This window comes from Pectobacterium sp. F1-1, assembly GCF_025643735.1.
Classification (GTDB): domain Bacteria; phylum Pseudomonadota; class Gammaproteobacteria; order Enterobacterales; family Enterobacteriaceae; genus Pectobacterium; species Pectobacterium colocasium.
Genome location: NZ_CP104733.1, coordinates 670,702 through 689,407, shown reverse-complemented (window position 1 = coordinate 689,407; position 18,706 = coordinate 670,702). Strand labels below are relative to the sequence as shown.

General features: G+C 53.8%; 11 protein-coding genes and 1 pseudogene. 4 read left to right on the top strand and 8 right to left on the bottom strand.

From position 1 onward, the window contains the following. Nucleotides 1-83: 83 nt before the first annotated feature. Nucleotides 84-4,300, bottom strand: a pseudogene (locus NAL19_RS03030) (sulfite reductase subunit alpha). 411 nt (nucleotides 4,301-4,711) lie between these two features. Next, the gene (locus NAL19_RS03025) at nucleotides 4,712-5,215 is read right to left on the bottom strand and encodes a DUF1543 domain-containing protein (RefSeq protein WP_263058718.1); all 504 of its coding nucleotides are present in this window, start codon (nucleotides 5,213-5,215) and stop codon (nucleotides 4,712-4,714) included. Nucleotides 5,216-5,717: 502 nt separating this feature from the next. Between NAL19_RS03025 and NAL19_RS03020 the strand changes: the two genes are divergently transcribed. Together NAL19_RS03020 and NAL19_RS03015 are read left to right on the top strand one after the other, a co-directional pair. Continuing rightward, on the top strand, nucleotides 5,718-6,740 hold the full coding sequence (locus NAL19_RS03020; protein ID WP_263057333.1) for an IS110 family transposase: 1,023 nt from the start codon (nucleotides 5,718-5,720) through the stop codon (nucleotides 6,738-6,740). 287 nt (nucleotides 6,741-7,027) lie between these two features. Beyond that, nucleotides 7,028-8,407, top strand: a complete 1,380-nt coding sequence (locus NAL19_RS03015) for a glycoside hydrolase family 1 protein (protein ID WP_263059653.1) — start codon at nucleotides 7,028-7,030, stop codon at nucleotides 8,405-8,407. Between the two features lie 69 nt (nucleotides 8,408-8,476). Here the strand turns inward: NAL19_RS03015 and NAL19_RS03010 are convergent, their stop codons facing one another. The 5 genes from NAL19_RS03010 to NAL19_RS02990 all read right to left on the bottom strand — a co-directional run bounded on the left by NAL19_RS03010 (nucleotide 8,477) and on the right by NAL19_RS02990 (nucleotide 13,860). Then, nucleotides 8,477-10,387: a beta-glucoside-specific PTS transporter subunit IIABC gene (locus NAL19_RS03010; RefSeq protein ID WP_263058717.1), complete on the bottom strand. Its 1,911-nt coding sequence runs from the start codon at nucleotides 10,385-10,387 to the stop codon at nucleotides 8,477-8,479. 318 nt (nucleotides 10,388-10,705) lie between these two features. Continuing rightward, on the bottom strand, nucleotides 10,706-11,068 hold the full coding sequence (locus NAL19_RS03005) for a DUF305 domain-containing protein (RefSeq protein ID WP_263058716.1): 363 nt from the start codon (nucleotides 11,066-11,068) through the stop codon (nucleotides 10,706-10,708). A 71-nt stretch (nucleotides 11,069-11,139) separates the two neighbouring features. Then, the gene (locus NAL19_RS03000; RefSeq protein ID WP_263058715.1) at nucleotides 11,140-12,609 is read right to left on the bottom strand and encodes a GGDEF domain-containing protein; all 1,470 of its coding nucleotides are present in this window, start codon (nucleotides 12,607-12,609) and stop codon (nucleotides 11,140-11,142) included. Nucleotides 12,610-12,821: 212 nt separating this feature from the next. Beyond that, nucleotides 12,822-13,310: an ATP-independent periplasmic protein-refolding chaperone Spy gene (gene spy, locus NAL19_RS02995; protein ID WP_225086835.1), complete on the bottom strand. Its 489-nt coding sequence runs from the start codon at nucleotides 13,308-13,310 to the stop codon at nucleotides 12,822-12,824. Nucleotides 13,311-13,563: 253 nt separating this feature from the next. Beyond that, nucleotides 13,564-13,860 (bottom strand): hypothetical protein, encoded by a 297-nt coding sequence (locus NAL19_RS02990; protein ID WP_225086834.1) that lies wholly within the window; start codon nucleotides 13,858-13,860, stop codon nucleotides 13,564-13,566. Nucleotides 13,861-14,075: 215 nt separating this feature from the next. On the opposite strand from NAL19_RS02990, the gene NAL19_RS02985 reads away from it, so the two are divergent. Beyond that, nucleotides 14,076-16,148: an NADPH-dependent 2,4-dienoyl-CoA reductase gene (locus NAL19_RS02985; protein WP_263058714.1), complete on the top strand. Its 2,073-nt coding sequence runs from the start codon at nucleotides 14,076-14,078 to the stop codon at nucleotides 16,146-16,148. Nucleotides 16,149-16,241: 93 nt separating this feature from the next. On the opposite strand, the gene rlmG is transcribed toward NAL19_RS02985, so the two are convergent. Further along, nucleotides 16,242-17,381 carry a 23S rRNA (guanine(1835)-N(2))-methyltransferase RlmG gene (gene rlmG, locus NAL19_RS02980; RefSeq protein ID WP_263058713.1) on the bottom strand — a complete coding sequence of 380 codons (1,140 nt, stop codon included), beginning with the start codon at nucleotides 17,379-17,381 and terminating at the stop codon, nucleotides 16,242-16,244. A 161-nt stretch (nucleotides 17,382-17,542) separates the two neighbouring features. On the opposite strand from rlmG, the gene NAL19_RS02975 reads away from it, so the two are divergent. Beyond that, a complete protein-coding gene (locus tag NAL19_RS02975; protein ID WP_263058712.1) occupies nucleotides 17,543-18,541 on the top strand; it encodes a Gfo/Idh/MocA family protein in 999 nt (332 codons plus the stop codon). The last annotated feature ends 165 nt before the right edge of the window (nucleotides 18,542-18,706 follow it).

Genomic DNA, 18,706 nt, shown 5'->3' with positions numbered 1-18,706 from the left:
GAAATAGCGCTAGGTGGTAAAACACCTAACGCATCGACCTCAGAAATAACGGCACCTGATGCCAGTAAAAGCTACTGGCAAACTCAGTACACATCACGGACATAGCGTTTGTCCTGTGCCATTTTGGCAATATAGGCTGCCGCCTCTTCACTGCTCATGTTCCCGTGAACCTGTGCAACCTGCCGAAGCGCCGAATCCACATCTTTCGCCATGCGGCTGGCGTCACCACACACGTAGAAATGCGCGCCCTTCTCTAACCAGCGCCACAGCTCAGCCCCTGCTCACCCATACGGTGTTGAACATAAATCTTCTCGCGTTGGTCACGCGAAAAAGCCGTATCAAATCGATGCAGGTAACCATCACGCTGCAGCGCTTCCAGCTCCTCACGATAGTAGAAATCGGTCGCCGCACGCTGTTCGCCAAAGAACAGCCAGTTTTTACCTTGTGCCCCTGTCGCCCGACGTTCTTGCAAAAAAGCCCGGAAAGGTGCGATACCCGTGCCCGCCCCCACCATGATGATTGGCGTATCCGGGTTTTTAGGCGTGCGGAAATGGGCTGACTTTTGAATGAAGATCGGCACCGCAATCGACTCTGCCGCGCGGTCAGCCAGAAAGGTTGAACACACGCCGCCACGCGGTTTACCCTCAGCCCCATAGCGCACCGTCGAGACAGTCAGGTGGATCTGATGCGGGGTGACTGTTGGGCTGGATGAAATCGAGTATAAGCGCGGTTGAATACGCTTAAGCACGCTTAGTAATTCGTCAGCCTGAACCTGAATTGGAAACGCCTGTAGCACATCGACAATCTGCCGTCCCCACAGCCACTGTTTGAGTTCCTCTTTACGTTCCTCTTTCAACAGCTCAGCCAGTTCACCATGATCTGAACGTTGACTCACAAACTGCAAAAACTCCGGCGTGATACGGGCAATTTCGACATGCTGGGATAACGCCTCAGCCAGCGTCATGTCGCCTTTATCCTTGACGGTCACTACGGTAGCAGGCGAAAGCTTGAGTGCCGAGAGCATCTCGCTCACCAGCTCAGGGCTGTTCGTCGGCCAGATGCCGAGTGCATCGCCCGCTTCGTAGCTCACATTGCTGCCTGAAATATCAAAGGCGAATTGCCGGGTTTCCTTTTCTGCGCCTGGTGCATTAAGCAGTTGGTTATGTACAAGGTGTGCAGGCAAAGGTGCATTTCTACTGAAGATGGGAGCCGAAATCACAGCAGGTGCTACCGTATCCGCGTCAGCCACTGTCGCCGCTGCGGCAGTAGACACTCGACTCACCGCTGGCATAGGTGTTCCTGCGAGCGCGTTGACCATGCTATCCAGCCAAATTTTCGCTGCCTCCTGATAGTCAGGTTCACAGTCGATTCGTGCGGACAGGCGCGTCGCACCCAGCGCCTCCAGTCGTGCATCAAGCCGACGGCCAAAGCCGCAAAACTGGTCGTAGTTTGAATCACCCAATGCCAGCACGGCGAACGCCATTCCCGCCAGACTGGGGACTGCCTCCGCCTGCAATGCCGCCCAGAAATTCATGCCATTGTCGGGAGGATCACCGTCGCCAAAGGTGCTGGCGATAAAGAGTACACGCGACGTTGCAGGCAAATCGGCAATCTTGACGCTGCCCATCTCAGACAGCATCACGGAATGCCCCTCAGCTTTCAGACGTTCAGCGCACTGCGCTGCAACACTCTCCGCATTGCCGGTCGATGATGCCCATAAAACCCAAATGGGCGAGGGTGATGATGTGATCGCCGCAGAGGCGGCAGGAGACGTCACTGGCAGAGAAGCGCCACCGCCATCAGGCACCCAGGTTCGGGCAAAAAAACCTGCCAGCATGCCGTCGAGCATCAGGCGTCGGGAGGGTTCCAATGGCGCCGTGGCAGGTAGCACGGGCACGCCACCAGCCAGTCGTGATGCATCAGTACGCAACGCGGCGATATACCCTTGCAGATAATGCTGTTCGGGTGCGCTCAGCGTGAGCGTCGGAGGAGCCTCCAGGCCAAGTAGCGTAGCCAGCGCATCAATGTGTTTCATGTCGAGCTCCTTGATGTCGTTGTTCGGCGCCCCCGCCTCGGCAGGTACCGATGGCACCGGAGCCGCATCGCTCTCGCGCGCAGGGGAAATAGGCGCGGATGGTTCAGCAATCCGAGCCAGTGCTACAGCGCAAAACTTGAATTCAGGCTGCTGGGAAATAGGATCAATGGCATCACTGGTGACCGCGTTAATCGCCAGATCATCACCAAAGACATCATTCCAGTGGAAAGGCGCAAAGCAGTTTCCGGGGCGCACGCGATCGGTCACAACGGCAGGGAGTACCGCACGTCCCCGACGTGAACGGACTTCCACCCGATCCTTCTCTCGAATGCCAAGCGCGGTAGCATCTTCAGGATGCACTTCAATGAAAGGCCCCGGATTGAGCTTATTGAGCGTCGGAATCTTTCCGGTTTTCGTCATCGTGTGCCACTGGTGCTGCAAGCGACCGGTATTCAACACAAACTGGAAATCATCATCCGGCATCTCGGCGGGCGGCATATGCGGTCGGGGGAGGAATATCCCTTTACCGCTGTCGGTCGCAAAAACAAGCCTCGGCCGCGTGCCGTCTGGTAACACGTTGAGCGTTTGACTCACACCGTCGTTGAGGTAGCGAACGGGATGGCGATGGCTGTCATCATTCGGCGGACAAGGCCATTGCAACGGTGCCTGCCGTAAGCGCGCATAGCTGGCACCACGAATGTCATAACCTGTCTTTGGGTTCCAGGCCTGCTTGATTTCTTCAAACACCTCAGATGCTGACCCGTAGCTAAATCCCTTTGCATAGCCCATTTCGCAGGCGACGCTAGCGATGATTTGCCAATCGGCCATCGCCTCACCGGGAGGATCAACGGCCTTCTGCATCAGCGTCAAATTCCGCTCGGAGTTAATCATCACGCCTTCTGCTTCCGCCCACAGCGCACCGGGCAGCAGGATATCCGCATAGCGGTTGGTTTCGGTATCGAGAAACGCATCCTGCGTGATGACCAGCTCGGCGGCCTGCAACCCAGCAATCACGTTCTTGCGATTAGGAACCGTCGCCACCGGATTCGTACAAATGATCCAGCATGCCTTGATCTTGCCTGCCATCATGTCTTCAAACATGGCGACGGTGCCCCCACCCAGATCGGTACGTAAGGTGCCAGCCGGGACATTCCAGAGGGCTTCAATAGCAGCACGATCCTTTTCTACCAGTACCGAGCGTTGCCCCGGTAACCCCATCCCCATATAGCCCATTTCGCGTCCGCCCATCGCATTGGGTTGTCCCGTCAGAGAAAACGGGCCGCTGCCGGGGCGGCAAATCGCCCCCGTGGCTAAATGCAGGTTGCAGATCGCATTGGTATTCCAGGTGCCATGCGTGCTTTGGTTAAGCCCCATCGTCCAGCAACTCATCCACGCCGACGCACTGCCGATCCATTCCGCCGCCTTGCGGATGTCAGCTTCTGGCAACCCGGTGATCTCCGCCACCGTCTCCGGGTGGTAGTCTTCAAGGAATGCGGGCATCGCTTCCCACCCTTCGGTGAACTCGGCGATAAACGCAGGATCGGTATGCCCGTTCTGGACCAGCAGATAGAGCAGGCCATTGAGCAAGGCCAAATCCGTGCCGGGCTTAATGTGCAGGAACAGGTTCGCTTTGTCCGCCGTGGCATTACGGCGTGGGTCGACCACGATGAGCTTAGCCCCTGCTTTAACGCGATCCATCATCCGCAGGAAAAGAATGGGGTGACAGTCGGCCATGTTCGCACCGGTGACAAAAAAGACATCGGCATGTTCAAAATCCTGATAAGAACCCGGCGGCCCATCCGCTCCCAGAGAGAGCTTGTAGCCGCTCCCCGCACTCGCCATACAAAGGCGTGAGTTTGACTCAATGTTATTGGTACCGATAAAGCCTTTGGCAAGCTTATTGGCCAGATATTGCGACTCCAGCGACATCTGACCGGAGACATAGAGCGACACGGCGTCAGGACCATGGGTATCAATGATCGTCCGCAGTCGTCGTGCGGTTTCCTTAATCGCCTTATCCAAATCAACCCTGACGGATTCGTGCTGACGATCCCCCCGCAGGTAGGCATGCTCCAGCCGCCCTGATTCGGCAAGCGCCTGACCACTCGTATTTCCCTTCGTGCACAGTCGCCCGAAGTTGGTGGGGTGCGTCTTATCGCCTGATACCTTGATCACGCGATTTTCTTTTACCTCCATCACCACACCGCAACCGACCCCACAGTAGGGACAGACGCTCTTCACACACGTTGATGATTTGGCATTCATGATGGGCTCCCATCGGATCGCGCTGTCACAGCCTCGCGAAAGCCGTGCAGCAACAGGCGAATCCAGACATAAAAAAACGTCCACATCCCCCTGCTCTCGCCGTAATGCGAAAAGCATGAAGATGTGGACGCCGTTGTCCTGACCGAGGCTTCACTCACCGTTGAGGTAAGCCTGCGGAGTTGCTATGAGCTTAAGAAGCAAATTGCATGCCATCGCTGTGTATCACCAGATATAGCGAGGGTAAGCGTGAAATGATCGAGATCCGTATGGCCTGCTGCATCACGGTGGTGCAGGTTAAGAGGGCAACCGTGCATTTCTGGTTCATTCTCCGTCAGGCGACGGGACGGCAGTGAAGAAGAACCGGTATGCCACGAACCTGGCTTACCGGTTTAATGCGGGAGGCAGGATAAATCAGCGACCGATCGGCTGGTAGCCCTGCCATTCCGGTGTGAAGGGAATGCCGGATGCACAAGGTGTCAGATGGATATACAGATCGCCGATTTTCTCAAGCAACAGGCAGTCATCCACATCCTTAAGGTTGTCTTTATGCTGATGCAGCGCACCATTAAGCAGTGATGCCAATCCTTTCGATTTTGCTTCTTGCACGCTCTTCGCCACAAAGAGATCGAAGGCATGCAGTTCCGCCAGCGTTGAAGGATGGTAAGCGCCAGCATTGACAAAAAAGAGCCGGTTGTCGCCCGCAGGTCGCGTATCCGAAAGGGTAACGGTATAACCATCCGCCCATATCACGCGCGCATATCCATCAATATGCACTTTATCAGGGTCGCCAAACCACGCTTCCCGGAGCGCGGGCCACGCATCCTCTGGCTTCTCAGCCGCCACAAACTGGATATCGTGAACTTCAATATTGGACTTCCCCGCGTTCCCTCCCAGGTAAAACATATACAGATACACGGTAATTTTCTCCTTATATGACGTCAGGCATCGGCCTCATTGTCTCACATTCGTTATGTTTTTTTATACACAACGATAGCATCAAGACATACCCAATCTTCTCCAGCAAGGTATTCCTCTCTGTTCCACCGTGATGCCAGCAGAGATGTCGTGACCGGAGTCACATAACCAGACGGGGGCATTGCCGCAGAAATTCAGGATTGTATAGTGTCCTGATAAGACGTTACCGCCAATGGCGGGCGAGACTTGGGCAGAGGTGAGTAGCAATACTCTCTTCTGCCCAAGTTTTTTTTTGCCTGTCATTCAGCGGTTCCCAGCGTGGAGCCACAGGCCAGCGCAGCGTAATGATGTAGAAAACGATGAGGAGAATGAGATGAACGCATCCCAACTATTTGACGAGTAGCACAGAGGCTGAAAGACGGGGTGTGGAGCCTCGCAGATTTCCGGCATCATCGTGCCTATAACGGGATACTCATCGTTCCCCTGACTGGAGACTCCACACATGAATAACTATACCCCTGTTGGCGTTGATATCGCAAAACACCTGATTCAGGTTCACTTCATCGACAAACATAGCGGCGAAGTGGTGGATAAACAGCTGCGACGTCAGGATGTTCTGACCTTCTTCAGCAACCGTGAACCCTGCCTGATTGGTATGGAAGCCTGTGGCGGCTCTCAGCACTGGGCCCGGGAGTTGAAGAAACTTGGTCATCAGGTTCGCCTGCTTCAGGCGAAATTCGTCAAAGCCTTCCTGATGGGCAACAAGAACGATGTCATGGACTCCCGCGCCATATGGATGGCGGTCCAGCAACCGGGACGGGGGATTGCCGTAAAGAGCGAAGAGCAGCAGGCCGTTCTGGCACTGCATCGCATGCGCCGCCAGTGGGTGAAGTTCCGCACCGCGCAGACCAATGCCCTGCATGGCTTACTGCTCGAATTTGGTGAAACAGTACGCAAAGGACGTACCGCGCTGGACAAGGCTCTGCCCGTGGCGCTGGAGAGGCTGAAAAACCGCCTGCCGCTGTTCCTCATCGCCCAGATTGAAGAGCAGCACCGTCGCTTGAGTGAGCTGGATGCTCAGATTAACGGCATTGAGCAACAACTGACGGCGCTGGCGAAACAGAACGAGACCTGCCGACGGCTGATGGCTATACCCGGCGTAGGGCCACTGATAGCCACGGCGGCGGTGGCTACGATGGGCGAGGCTCATGCGTTCCGGTCGGGACGGGAGTTCGCGGCCTATGTCGGACTCGTCCCAAAACAGACCGGCACTGGCGGCAAGGTTCGCCTGCTGGGGATAAGCAAACGCGGTGACACCTACCTGCGTACGCTGTTTATCCATGGAGCGAGGGCAGCGAGCCTGTTGGCGAAAGAGCCGGGACCGTGGATAACGGAGTTAAAGAAACGGCGGCCGACCAGTGTGGCGATAGTCGCGATGGCCAACAAACTGGCGCGCACGGTGTGGGCGGTGGCGGCGCACGAACGGGAGTACCGGAAAGATTACGTCAGCATCAGGCCGTATTAACAGCGGATGCTGAAAACCATTAACCCTTAACAAAAGGATGAATGCGGAAAGGTTGCGAGGGCAGCCAGCGTGATGACGACGACAGGTAAGACCGGGACTTGCTAAACCTGAATGGTGTGTCGGGCATAAAGCCCGCCAGGAGAATAAGGAGCAAGTCGGCGAATCTCATCGAGGCCCGCGGCACAGGCTGCAATAAGGCCGGATATAGAGCTGCGACCTATCCGTCAACGTCAACACAACGGAAGCCTTGCAAACGGGATGCGTTCATATAGCAATACCATGAAAGCATTCCCCGACGGATTTTATGGGGCGGTTCAGTTGCAGCAAACCAGGTTGAAGGTGCATGGAATGAAGACGGTAAAGGCGTCTCCACCTCCGATCTTCAGCTAAAGGGCGTACATGGTCCGGTGACGGAACGCGATGAGAGCATTCGCTGCATCAAAGATCGGGCAATCGATTTTTATCATCAATATCCGCAGGATATTCAGCTATTTGCCGAAATGGGGTTCAAGGTGTTGCGCACCTCGATTGCCTGGACGCGCATTTACCCTGAAGGCGATGAAGCAGAGCCCTGCGAAGCCGGTTTGGCCTTCTACGATCGTCTGTTCGATGAAATGGCAAAGCACCAGATTCAGCCGCTGATTACGCTGTCGCATTATGAAATGCCTTACGGTCTGGTGAAAAAACTGGGGGGCTGGGGCAACCGTGCCGTCATCGACCATTTTGAGAAGTATGCCCGTACCGTTTTCAGCCGCTACAAAGACAAGGTGAAATACTGGCTGACCTTCAATGAAATCAACATGGCGCTGCATTCGCCCTTTACAGGCATCGGGCTGAGCGGCGAGCCTTCGAAACAGGAGATTTATCAGGCTATTCACCACCAATTGGTTGCCAGCGCACGCGCGGTGAAAGCCTGTCATGACCTTATCCCGGATGCAAAAATCGGCAACATGCTATTGGGCGCGGTACGCTACCCCATGACCTGCCATCCGAAAGATGTGCTGGAAGCACAGAACAAGAACCGTGAATGGCTGTTCTTCGGTGATGTGCAGGTACGCGGCACCTATCCGGCCTGGATCCAGCGCTATTTCCGGGAAAATGGCGTCGAACTCACCATTACCGCGCAGGATAAAGCCGATCTGAGCCATACCGTCGACTTTGTCTCCTTCAGCTATTACATGAGCGGCTGCGCGACCTTCGAGCCGGAGAAATATCAGTCCTCACGCGGCAACATCATCCGTCTGATTCCTAACCCACACCTTGAGGCCTCCGAATGGGGCTGGCAGATTGACCCCGAAGGCCTGCGTTTCCTGCTGAACGAACTGTATGACCGCTATCAGAAACCGCTGTTCATCGTGGAAAACGGGTTAGGCGCACGCGATGTGGTGGAAGAAGATGGCAGCATTCACGACAGCTACCGCATTGACTACCTGCGTCGCCATCTGATTCAGGTGCGTGAAGCCATCGACGATGGCGTCGAGCTGTTGGGCTACACCAGTTGGGGGCCGATCGATCTGGTCAGCGCGGGGACCGCGCAGATGTCAAAACGCTACGGCTTTATTCATGTAGACCGTGATGATGACGGCAAAGGCACACTGGAGCGTCGGCGCAAAGACAGCTTCTACTGGTATCAGGATGTGATTAACAGCAACGGAAAATCGCTGTAACGCTATAGCACATAAGGTGATAGAGGAAATCAGACGGTAAGCTCATGTCTCACCGTCTGATTGATGGCGTTACGTCAGCGCGATAACCGTCTCCCCGACCCTCAACTGACGTGTGGAGCCTGGGCTGAAGAGGTGGTATTCATCGGCATTCGTCACCACCATCGGTGTCACCGTATCGTAGCCCGCGTTTTTGATCGCTTCCAAATCGAATTCCAACAGCAGTTGGCCCTTCTGCACTTTGTCGCCTTCTGCAACGTGCATCTGATAATACTGTCCTTCCAGTTGCACCGTGTTGATACCGACATGAATCAGAATCTCCGCACCGCTCTGCGAAAGAATACCGACGGCATGGCCGCTAGCGAACGTGCTGGCAATCACACCGTCCACCGGTGAATAAATGCGGCCTTCCTGCGGCAAAATGGCAACGCCCTGCCCAACAACGCCGGACGAGAACACCTTATCGTCCACGTCTTCCAGCAAGATCAGTTCGCCCTTGACTGGCGATCCCAATTGTTCAGCCGTCGCTGGCGCGTCTTTTAGCGACTGGGCGTTAGCATGCTGGCGTGATACCGGTGCCACAGGTTTAACCGTTGGTGCGTGTGTTGGCGCGGGTGCTTTCTCCGCAGGCTGCGCGGGGTCGTCAAATCCAACAATAATGGTCAGCACAAAACTCACCACGAAGGCGATTGCACAACCGATAAGGAACCCGACAAAGCCTTCTCCGTAGAAAATCGGCAATGTCAGCAAGCCAGGCATCCCCATGGAGACCGCGGAACTTTTCGCATAGCCGACGATAGCGCCCCCGATAGCCGCAGCGATCACCGCACAGATAAACGGTTTTTTCAGCTTTAGCGTCACGCCGTAAACACCAGGTTCCGTGATGCCAAACAGCGACGCAATAAACGTACTGCCCGCCAGCGCTTTGAGTTTTTTATCTTTGGTACGCACCATCACACCCAGCAGTGCGCCAGACTGGGCAAAAACAGACGGGCTGGAGGCAGCTTTAAGGTAGCTGCGCCCCATGACGGAGAGATCGTTGATGAATACGGTCACGAATCCCCAGTGAACGCCAAAGATCACTAAGATCTGCCATGACGCCGCCATCAACGCCCCGGCAATAATCGGGTTGAATTCATAGATGCTGACGAACACCGACGCAATGAGCTTACTGGCCGAAATACCAATAGGACCGATGGTCATCAGCGTAAGCGGCACCATCAGCACCAGCAGGAAGAACGGCGTCAGGATATTGCGCACGCTTTCGTGAATATGGCGATTCAGGAAACGCTCGATATACGACATCAGCCATACGCTGAAGATAATCGGGATCACCGAAGAGGTGTATTTCATCATCACGACGGGCAGACCGAAGAACGTCACGGGCTGACCCGCGTCAAACAGCCCTTGAATCGTCGGGTAAACCAACGCACCGGCAACCGACACCGCCACAAAAATGTTGGTTTCAAATTTACGCGCGGCGGTAATCGCCAGCAGCATCGGCAGGAAGTAGAACAGACTGTCAGACGCCGCATGCAGGATGATATAGGTACTTTCCTTCGCATTGAGCCACCCGAGCGCCAGCACGATGGACAGCGCCCCTTTCAGCACCCCCGCCGCCGCCATCGCCCCTAATAACGGGGTAAAGATCCCAGCCACCAGATCGATCAACCGTCCCATCGCCGAAGTCGATTGCTCACTTTCCACCGTCTGGCGTTTCCCGTCGCCGTCCTCCAGCAGGGTGGAGATCGAGCCAAAAGCGCGATAAACCTCCGGCACCCGGTTCCCAATCACCACCTGCAACTGCCCTGATGCGTTGATCACCGTAATGACGCCGTCCAGCGCCTCAAGCGCAGCCACATCCACCTTGCCGTGATCAACAATCTTAAAGCGCAAGCGTGTTGCACAATGCACCAAAGTAGAAACGTTCGTCTCCCCTCCGACTAACCTCAGAATATTTTCCGCGAGCACTTTGCTATTCATAATGACTTCCCGTTTCGTCAATGGCTGCAACTGCCTGATACACGTCATCCCGCTTGTTGTCCGCTGGCCAGTTGGAAAATAAGCAAAAAAAAACCTGGATAAAGCCGCGTGCGGTATACGCGGCTTTATCCAGGTCTCGCCCAGAAACTTCTGGTGACGTCCTTTCCTGTTTTCTAACAAGTTCACGCAGAGAAAGCTATCTCTACGTTTTATTCTGTGAAAACAGTCACTAAATTTTTACCCATCCGACAACGTGGCTCTGCCTACGGTGCGGTACAAACGGAATGGCGCTTCTCAGAAGAAGCACCATCAACAACGTTACTGCTTACCCTGTTTCTTCAGCCAGGCTTCCATTTGGTCGATCTCCGGCTGCTGGGCTTTAATAATCTCTTCCGCCAGCTTCCGTAATTCAGGATCTTTGCCGTATTGCAGCTCCGTTTTTGCCATATCAATCGCGCCACGGTGGTGCGCAATCATCCCTTTGGCAAAGGCAATATCAGGATCGCTAGCCTGCATCCCTTCCATCATCTCGGCATGCATCGCATCCATCCCTTTCATATACGCCTGTTGGGAGGAAGACGTCTCTTGCGTTGAACCATGGCCGCTATGCGCGCTGTCGGCGGCAAACGAGAGAACCGGAACCAGCAAGGTCGCCGCTACTAACAAATGGACTTTCTTCATCACAACCTCTCAATCAGTCACAGGACTTTTTGAGGGTAGACGTTCCAGTAAGGGGAAGGTCAAGGGAGGATTCAGATATCTTCGACCAAACGCAGACACACACAATTACGCCCCTGCGCTTTCGCTTTGTACAACTCCTCGTCCGCCAGCCCGATAGCATCGTAAATATTGCCCCCGCCATACTGGGCAAACACGGCCACACCAATGCTGGTCGTAAAATGGATTTCCCGCCCATCGGACAGCATCAACGCCGTGGATTCCGTAAGATGCCGCAGCGATTCAGCCATCGCTTCGGATTCCTTAGCGGTGAGATCGTAAGCAGCAATAACAAACTCTTCCCCACCCCAGCGGCAAAGAATGTCGCTCGGCCGAATAGCAGTACTCAGCATACGGGCAAAGCTGGCAATTAATTCATCACCACAGGCATGGCCGTAGGTATCGTTGACTTGCTTAAAATAATCGATATCCAGAAATAGCAGCGTTAACTGACGCTTTTTCTTATACCCCAACACACTCTGCTTTCCATTCAACATGCTGAGAAACGCCCGGCGATTGAAGGTATTCGTGAGTGCATCCTTCCGGCTGTTGCTTTCAATGATTTTAATCAGTCGCCGATTCATTGAGACAAAATGAGAAACACTTAACATCGCCATAATGAGCATCGCAATGTTCAGCCGCGCCGTGGTAAGAAACGAGTTAATGTACGCTTCAGAATTTGAATTAATGAGGATACCGACCTGATTAATGTAGAGATAATTCAGAATTACGCCCGTAATCGCACAAAGCAGCGACATGGTCGGGAAAGAGTAGTTGAACGCGCACAGCGTGAGCGGAATAACGGACAGCGTGATCAGGCTCGCGTCCAGAAAAAACAGGCTCACTAATAAGAAGATAATAAAGACCAGAAAGGGAAAAATGTTCTCTCTGATGTGCTTAGGACAGAGTGGAATATTCCGTAGCGCTCGCAGGATATTCTTACTTTTCAGGAAAAAAAACGCGAGGATAATACCGGTTCCCAGTTGCTCACTGAACCAATCCATAAACTCGGCGTAACGGTTCCCCGTGTCGTAGACATACGCATAAAACCCATACGCCACGCCGGATGAGAACGCGCCAACAAACGTCGAGGCGAAAATAATATAAACGTAATATTTGCTGAATTTCTCAAATGTCGACCACTTGCCGCTCAGCCGACACATCAGGCAAAAGGCACACCAGGCCGTCACCACAAAGACCATATTGCACAAACATAACAACACCTTGGTTTTTAACGGAGAGTTATTGTCCATCAGTAGCGCCGCCGACAGCATCGCCACATAACTCACCAAAAACCCCGTGCAAATAGAGAGTGTTTTGCCTTTTATCGTCCCTTTTCTGGCTCTGAAACTAATCAGGAGGCAAAAAACCAGAATATTGGCAGGCCAGAATAATGACAGTTCATCCAGCACTCGAAACCGAAATCCCAGACAGCTCACGATGAGGGTGGTCAAGAACAGAAACGGCATGAATTTTATAGTTTTTAACGTCAAATCGTTATTCATCTGTCCTTTACCGCCCGCTGTCCAATGTCCGATGGCACTGCCTACTTTCTCCGCGTGAGGATAGCATTAATCATTTCCCGACTCACGGCACGATGGTAGAGGGAAAATAAATAAAAAAACCACCGGACCGCAGCATTACCCATGGGGCAATACGTCAATCCGGTGGTCTTACTTGCTGACTTAGCGTACGGACTTACTATCGTGCGAACACATTATTCCGCAGGAACAGGCTTGCCGTCAGGTCTTGGCGGTTGGGTCAGTCGCTTTTCAAAGTTGTCGTTGTATTGCTTTTTCTGCTCTGGCGTCAGAATGTTGTAAATTTTGTTTTTGGTTTCCAGCCCGTTAAGCATTCTGGCCTTGTGTTCCGCATCGACTTTATCCAACTGCGCCTGTGCTTTTGCAGTATCAAAGGTATCTGATGCGATCAGGCTATGCATTTCACGGCGGTCATCCTGCATCGCTTTGTGCATTTTCTCGCGGGAATCTTTCATGATGTCTTTGATTTGCTGCTTCTGCGCTTCCGTCAAATTCAGCTCCTTAAACATCGCATCCGGCCCCATCATGTCACGGTGTTCCCGACCCTCTTTCATCATCATCTTGTGTTCCGAGCCAGACCCTTTCGGTGCTTCATTAGCATGCGCGATACCTGCCGCGCCCAATGCCAAAGAAGAAGCAACCAGCATTGCAGTGAGTTTACGCATATTTCATTCCTCTCTCTGAATTGACTTACTCGACGGCGGCTGCCGCGCTACGAGAGAAAGTATAGGCTCGACACCTTCAGTTAATTAGAGCAAGGGTAAATATCTGCAAGCATCGGCTCCACATTTGCGGCAATTATGGAGAATAAGGAGGAATTGTGTAAGGAAACGGAAGCATTACGTTAACGGAATAGCGCATACGAGATATCGCATTAACACCGCGGCACGATATAGCTAAAAAATGCCAGCGGTGCGGTTACCGCAGTGAACGTCGAAAAGCACTGGCCTCTTGTGCCAGCGCATCAAGGTGGGCATGAATGACCTTCATTTTCTGAAGCAGCGGATTGCGATCTGGCGAGCTATCCATCGCATTCAACTGCGCAGAGAGCCGTTCAATCTGCGTGCAAAGGTAAGCGTCACGCTCTTTCGCCTGAAGCAACTGCTGCTGGAGGGAGTGATGTTCCTGCCGCCACGTCTGCTGCTGACGCTGAACGCTTTGCTCTAACGCACGGAGTGCGCTATCCAGACGATATTCCAACTCTTCCACCCGCATAACGATACCTTTGCCCGATAAACCCGCGGATTATAATGTCACACGCCTCCGACAACAAACACTCCGGCGCACGATCCCTTGCCTGCACACGCTTCCCCCTACGATTCGCAATGACATCAATCACAATAAATAAACATAAATTTCACAACTCTCTCAATTACCGCTAGATTGAACATCATGACTCATCAGACCAGTTAACTTCACCGGAGAGTGCAATGACGGCCTACCCTACGCTGCTTTCGCCGCTCAATCTTGGCTTCACGACGTTAAAGAACCGCGTGGTGATGGGATCCATGCATACCGGTCTGGAAGAACACCCGGACGGCACCGAAAGGCTGGCGGCATTTTATCGCGAGCGAGCACAGGGCGGCGTTGGCCTGATTGTCACAGGCGGCATTGCGCCAAACGCCAAAGGTGCCGTTGCCAAAGGCGGGGCGACCCTACATGACGAGGCACAGCTCGCGCATCATCAGGTGCTGACGCAGGCCGTACATGAAGCGGGCGGGAAAATTGCGCTGCAAATTCTCCACGCCGGACGCTACAGCTATCAGCCCGATCCGGTCGCGCCATCGGCCATTCAGGCACCGATTAACCGCTTTGCGCCACAGGCGATGAGTACGCAGGATATTGTGCAAACCATCGATGACTTTGCCCGTTGTGCGGCGTTAGCGCAGCAGGCAGGCTACGATGGCGTGGAAATTATGGGATCGGAAGGCTATCTGATTAATCAGTTTCTGGTCACGCATACCAACCATCGTGATGACGAATGGGGCGGTGATTTTCAACGCCGCTGCCGCTTTGCGCTTGAGATTGTTCGCGCCGTGCGGGAACGAACGGGATCAGATTTCATCCTGATTTACCGTTTATCCATGCTCGACCTGATAGAAGAAGGCTCAAGCTGGCAAGAAATTATGCAGTTGGCGCAGGCGGTTGAACAGGCTGGCGCTACCCTCATAAATACCGGCATCGGCTGGCATGAAGCACGTATCCCGACTATCGCCACGCTGGTGCCGCGCGGCGCATTCGGCTGGGTGACGAAGAAACTGATGGGGAAAGTCCGCATCCCGCTGATTACCACTAACCGCATCAACGATCCCGGCGTGGCGGAACAACTACTGGCAGAGGGCTGCGCCGACATGGTGTCGATGGCTCGCCCTTTTCTCGCCGATGCCGATCTGGTAGCGAAAGCGCAGTCGGGGCGCAGCGATGAAATCAATACCTGCATCGGCTGCAATCAGGCCTGCCTCGATCAGATTTTTGCCGGTAAGGTCACGTCCTGTCTGGTCAACCCACGCGCCTGTCACGAAACTGAGCTGCCTATCCATCCCGCCAGAGCGGGTAAGCGCTTTGCGGTGGTCGGCGCAGGGCCTGCCGGTATGGCCTTTGCCGTCAACGCCGCCGCACGCGGCCATCAGGTTACGCTGTTTGAAGCCTCTTCGTATATCGGCGGACAGTTCAACATTGCCAAACAGATCCCCGGCAAAGCCGAATTTTATGAAACGCTACGCTATTACCGTCGACAGATCGAGCTGCTCGGTGTCACGCTGCGCCTGAGCACGCAGGCAACCATCACCGATTTACTCGGTTTTGATGACGTGATTCTGGCCTGTGGCATCGTGCCACGTATCCCCGCCATTCAAGGTATCGATCACCCTAGCGTGCTGAGTTATCTGGAGGTGCTGCGCGACAAAAAACCGGTCGGTAAGCGAGTTGCTATCATCGGGGCTGGCGGCATCGGTTTTGATACTGCGCACTATCTTCTTAGTAAGAATAGCCTTCTTAGTGACAATAGCCTTCTTAGCGAGAAACATCGTCTTAATACTCATGATGCTCCAGCGGAACACCGCGATTTTTATGCGGAATGGGGCATTGATACGCAGCTACAGCACCGGGGTGGCCTGCTACCTCATCAGCCGGGTGGGCTTCCCCACCAGCGAGACATTACGTTATTACAGCGGAAGACCGGCAAGCCCGGTGAAAATCTGGGAAAAACGACAGGCTGGATACACCGCACCACGCTGCTGCGCCACGGCGTCACGCTGCTGGGCGGCGTGGAATATCACAATATTGATGATGAGGGGCTGCACATTATCCACGACCAGCAAATGCGCTGTCTGCCAGTGGATAACATCATTATTTGCGCCGGTCAGGAGCCTAATCGTGCACTTTACGCGCCTTTAATGGCGGCCGGATGTCACGTTCATCTGATTGGCGGTACCGATGTAGCGCAGGAACTGGACGCTCGCCGGGCGATCGATCAGGCCACCCGGCTGGCGTTAACTCTATAATGCGTAGGACAAATTCAGTGTTCAGGACAACACAATGTTGCGAAACAGCTTCCGCTTTGTGAGGCACGTTCGGCTTCACAAAGCAGGAACATCTTAGCGGGACGATCCCGTTTTCACCGCACGCAGTATGACGAACTTCGTATTGCTGGCGACGGTTTCACAGTTGCCGAACAGACGCTTCAGCTTGTGGAAATAATCCAAATGACGATTCCCCACGATGCGCAATTCTCCGCCAACCTGAAGACAGCGACGAGCATCCATGAACATCTGCCAGGCAATTTCATCCGTCACCGCGTGTTGCTGGTGGAATGGCGGATTGCACAACACCGCCTGTAACGTATCGCGCTTAACACGTGCCAATCCGTTATTCACTACAAAGCTACAGCGCTCGACATCCTGCGGGCAGTTGACCTCAACGTTCATCTGGCTCGATGCCACCGCCATGTAGGACTCATCGAAGAAACCCACAGTGGCGTCCGGGTTAGCTTTCAGCGCCGCCAGCCCAATCACGCCGTTACCGCAGCCAAGATCGACGATCTTACCGTCGAGTTGTTCCGGCAAATGCTGCATAAAGAAACGCGCGCCGATATCCAACCCATTACGTGAATACACGTTAGCATGGTTTTGAATGCGATAGCCGTAGCCATCCAGCGCCCATTCAGTGGTGAGTGACTGCTCACTGACTTTCAACTCTGCCCATTCACAGTGAACCAGACGCGCCTTTTTCCAGGCCAGCGAGGTTTTCGTCGGGCCCATCACACGTTCAAACAGTTGCAGCGTAGAGGTATGAATATCCTTCGCTTTCGCACCAGCGATGATGCGTGTTTGCGGCGTGACAACCTTACGCAACATTCTCAATTGCTGTTCCAACAGCGCGATCGTTTTAGGAATTTTAATCACCACCAGCGCGGGTGCAGCGGGCAGCTCCGCCATGCTATCCAACAGCGTTACCGTATCGGCATCGTAACCATTCAGTTCCAGATTGTGCCGCGTTGCCAGTTGGCTGAGGTAAGAGTCACTGATACTGATGGGCGACTGTGCTTGCAAGCCGCAGGCCAACGCGCCAAACGTATCATTGAAAATCAGACGCGGGCCTGGCGCAATTTCCATCGTGGACAGCTCACGCAGCAGGTATTCATCTGCGGCATCCCACGCCTGTAGCGCCGAGTTTTCAGCGACCTGAGGGTAACGCACCAACGTCAGGTTGCACGTTTCCAATTCGAGTTGGCTCATTGGCCTCTCCTGCATCATAAAATTTGCGCTGTTTATCCCTTAAAATAGCCCGTCAGTAAATGCTTTTCTCTGCCGGAACGGGAAATGATTGACGTTGCCTTGTCATTTCACCGTGATAATCTCCCTAGTCATCACCTATGCCTTCAGGATACCAAACGCTTATGATTCGCTTCGCTATTGTAGGAACCAGTTGGATCACCCGTCAGTTTGTTGATGCCGCCCACGAAACCGGCAAGCTGAAGCTCACCGCCATCTATTCACGCACGGCAGAAAAAGCACAGCCGTTTCAGGCTGACTACATGGTGGACACGCGCTTTGATTCACTGGAAGCCATGGCGAAATCCGACCTTATCGATGCCGTATATCTGGCCAGCCCTAACTCACTGCATTGCGAACAGGCGCTGCTCTTCCTGAGCCACAGCAAGCACGTCATTTGTGAAAAACCGCTGGCTTCCAACCGCTATGAAGTCGAACAGATGATCGCCTGCGCCAGAGAAAATCAGGTCGTGCTCTTTGAAGCGTTCAAAACCGCCAGCCTGCCCAATTTCAGCGTGATACAGCAGGCGCTGCCGAAAGTGGGCAGATTGCGTAAAGTGGTGTTGAATTACTGCCAGTATTCTTCACGCTACCCGCGCTATCTGGCGGGCGAGAACCCCAATACATTCAACCCGGCGTTCTCCAACGGTTCCATCATGGATATCGGCTACTATTGCCTGGCCTTCGCCGTGGCGCTGTGGGGCGAACCGTGCACCACACAGGCCAGCGCGACGCTATTGGAAAGCGGCGTAGACGCACATGGCAGTGTCATCCTGAACTACGGTGATTTCGATGTCACTATCATCCATTCCAAAGTCAGCCACTCCACGATACCCAGTGAAATTCAGGGGGAAGACGGTTCGCTGGTGATTGAGAAAGTCTCCGAATGCCATAACGTGAAATTCATTCCGCGTGAAGGGAAACAGTTGGATCTCAGCCAGCCGCAGCATATCAACAGCATGCTGTACGAAGCGGACGTCTTTGCCACGCTGGTAAGCGATAACAACATCAACCATGCGGAACTGGCGCGCTCGCGTACTGTCGCCGGGTTGCTGACGGAAATTCGCCGCCAAACCGGCGTCGTGTTTCCGGCCGACGCCGCCGCACCGGGAAACGCAGAGTAAGACAGCGATAATTATTTGACCAGGATCATCTTTTCACCTATCTTCTATCAGGCAAAGGGGAGTAACTTTTCCGCCAGCTAATCGTCATTACGATGCGTTCCGCATCCGGTTACTGGGCAACTTTGATGAAAAGCTCGATTCTTGATGAGACAGCTTCATTAATGT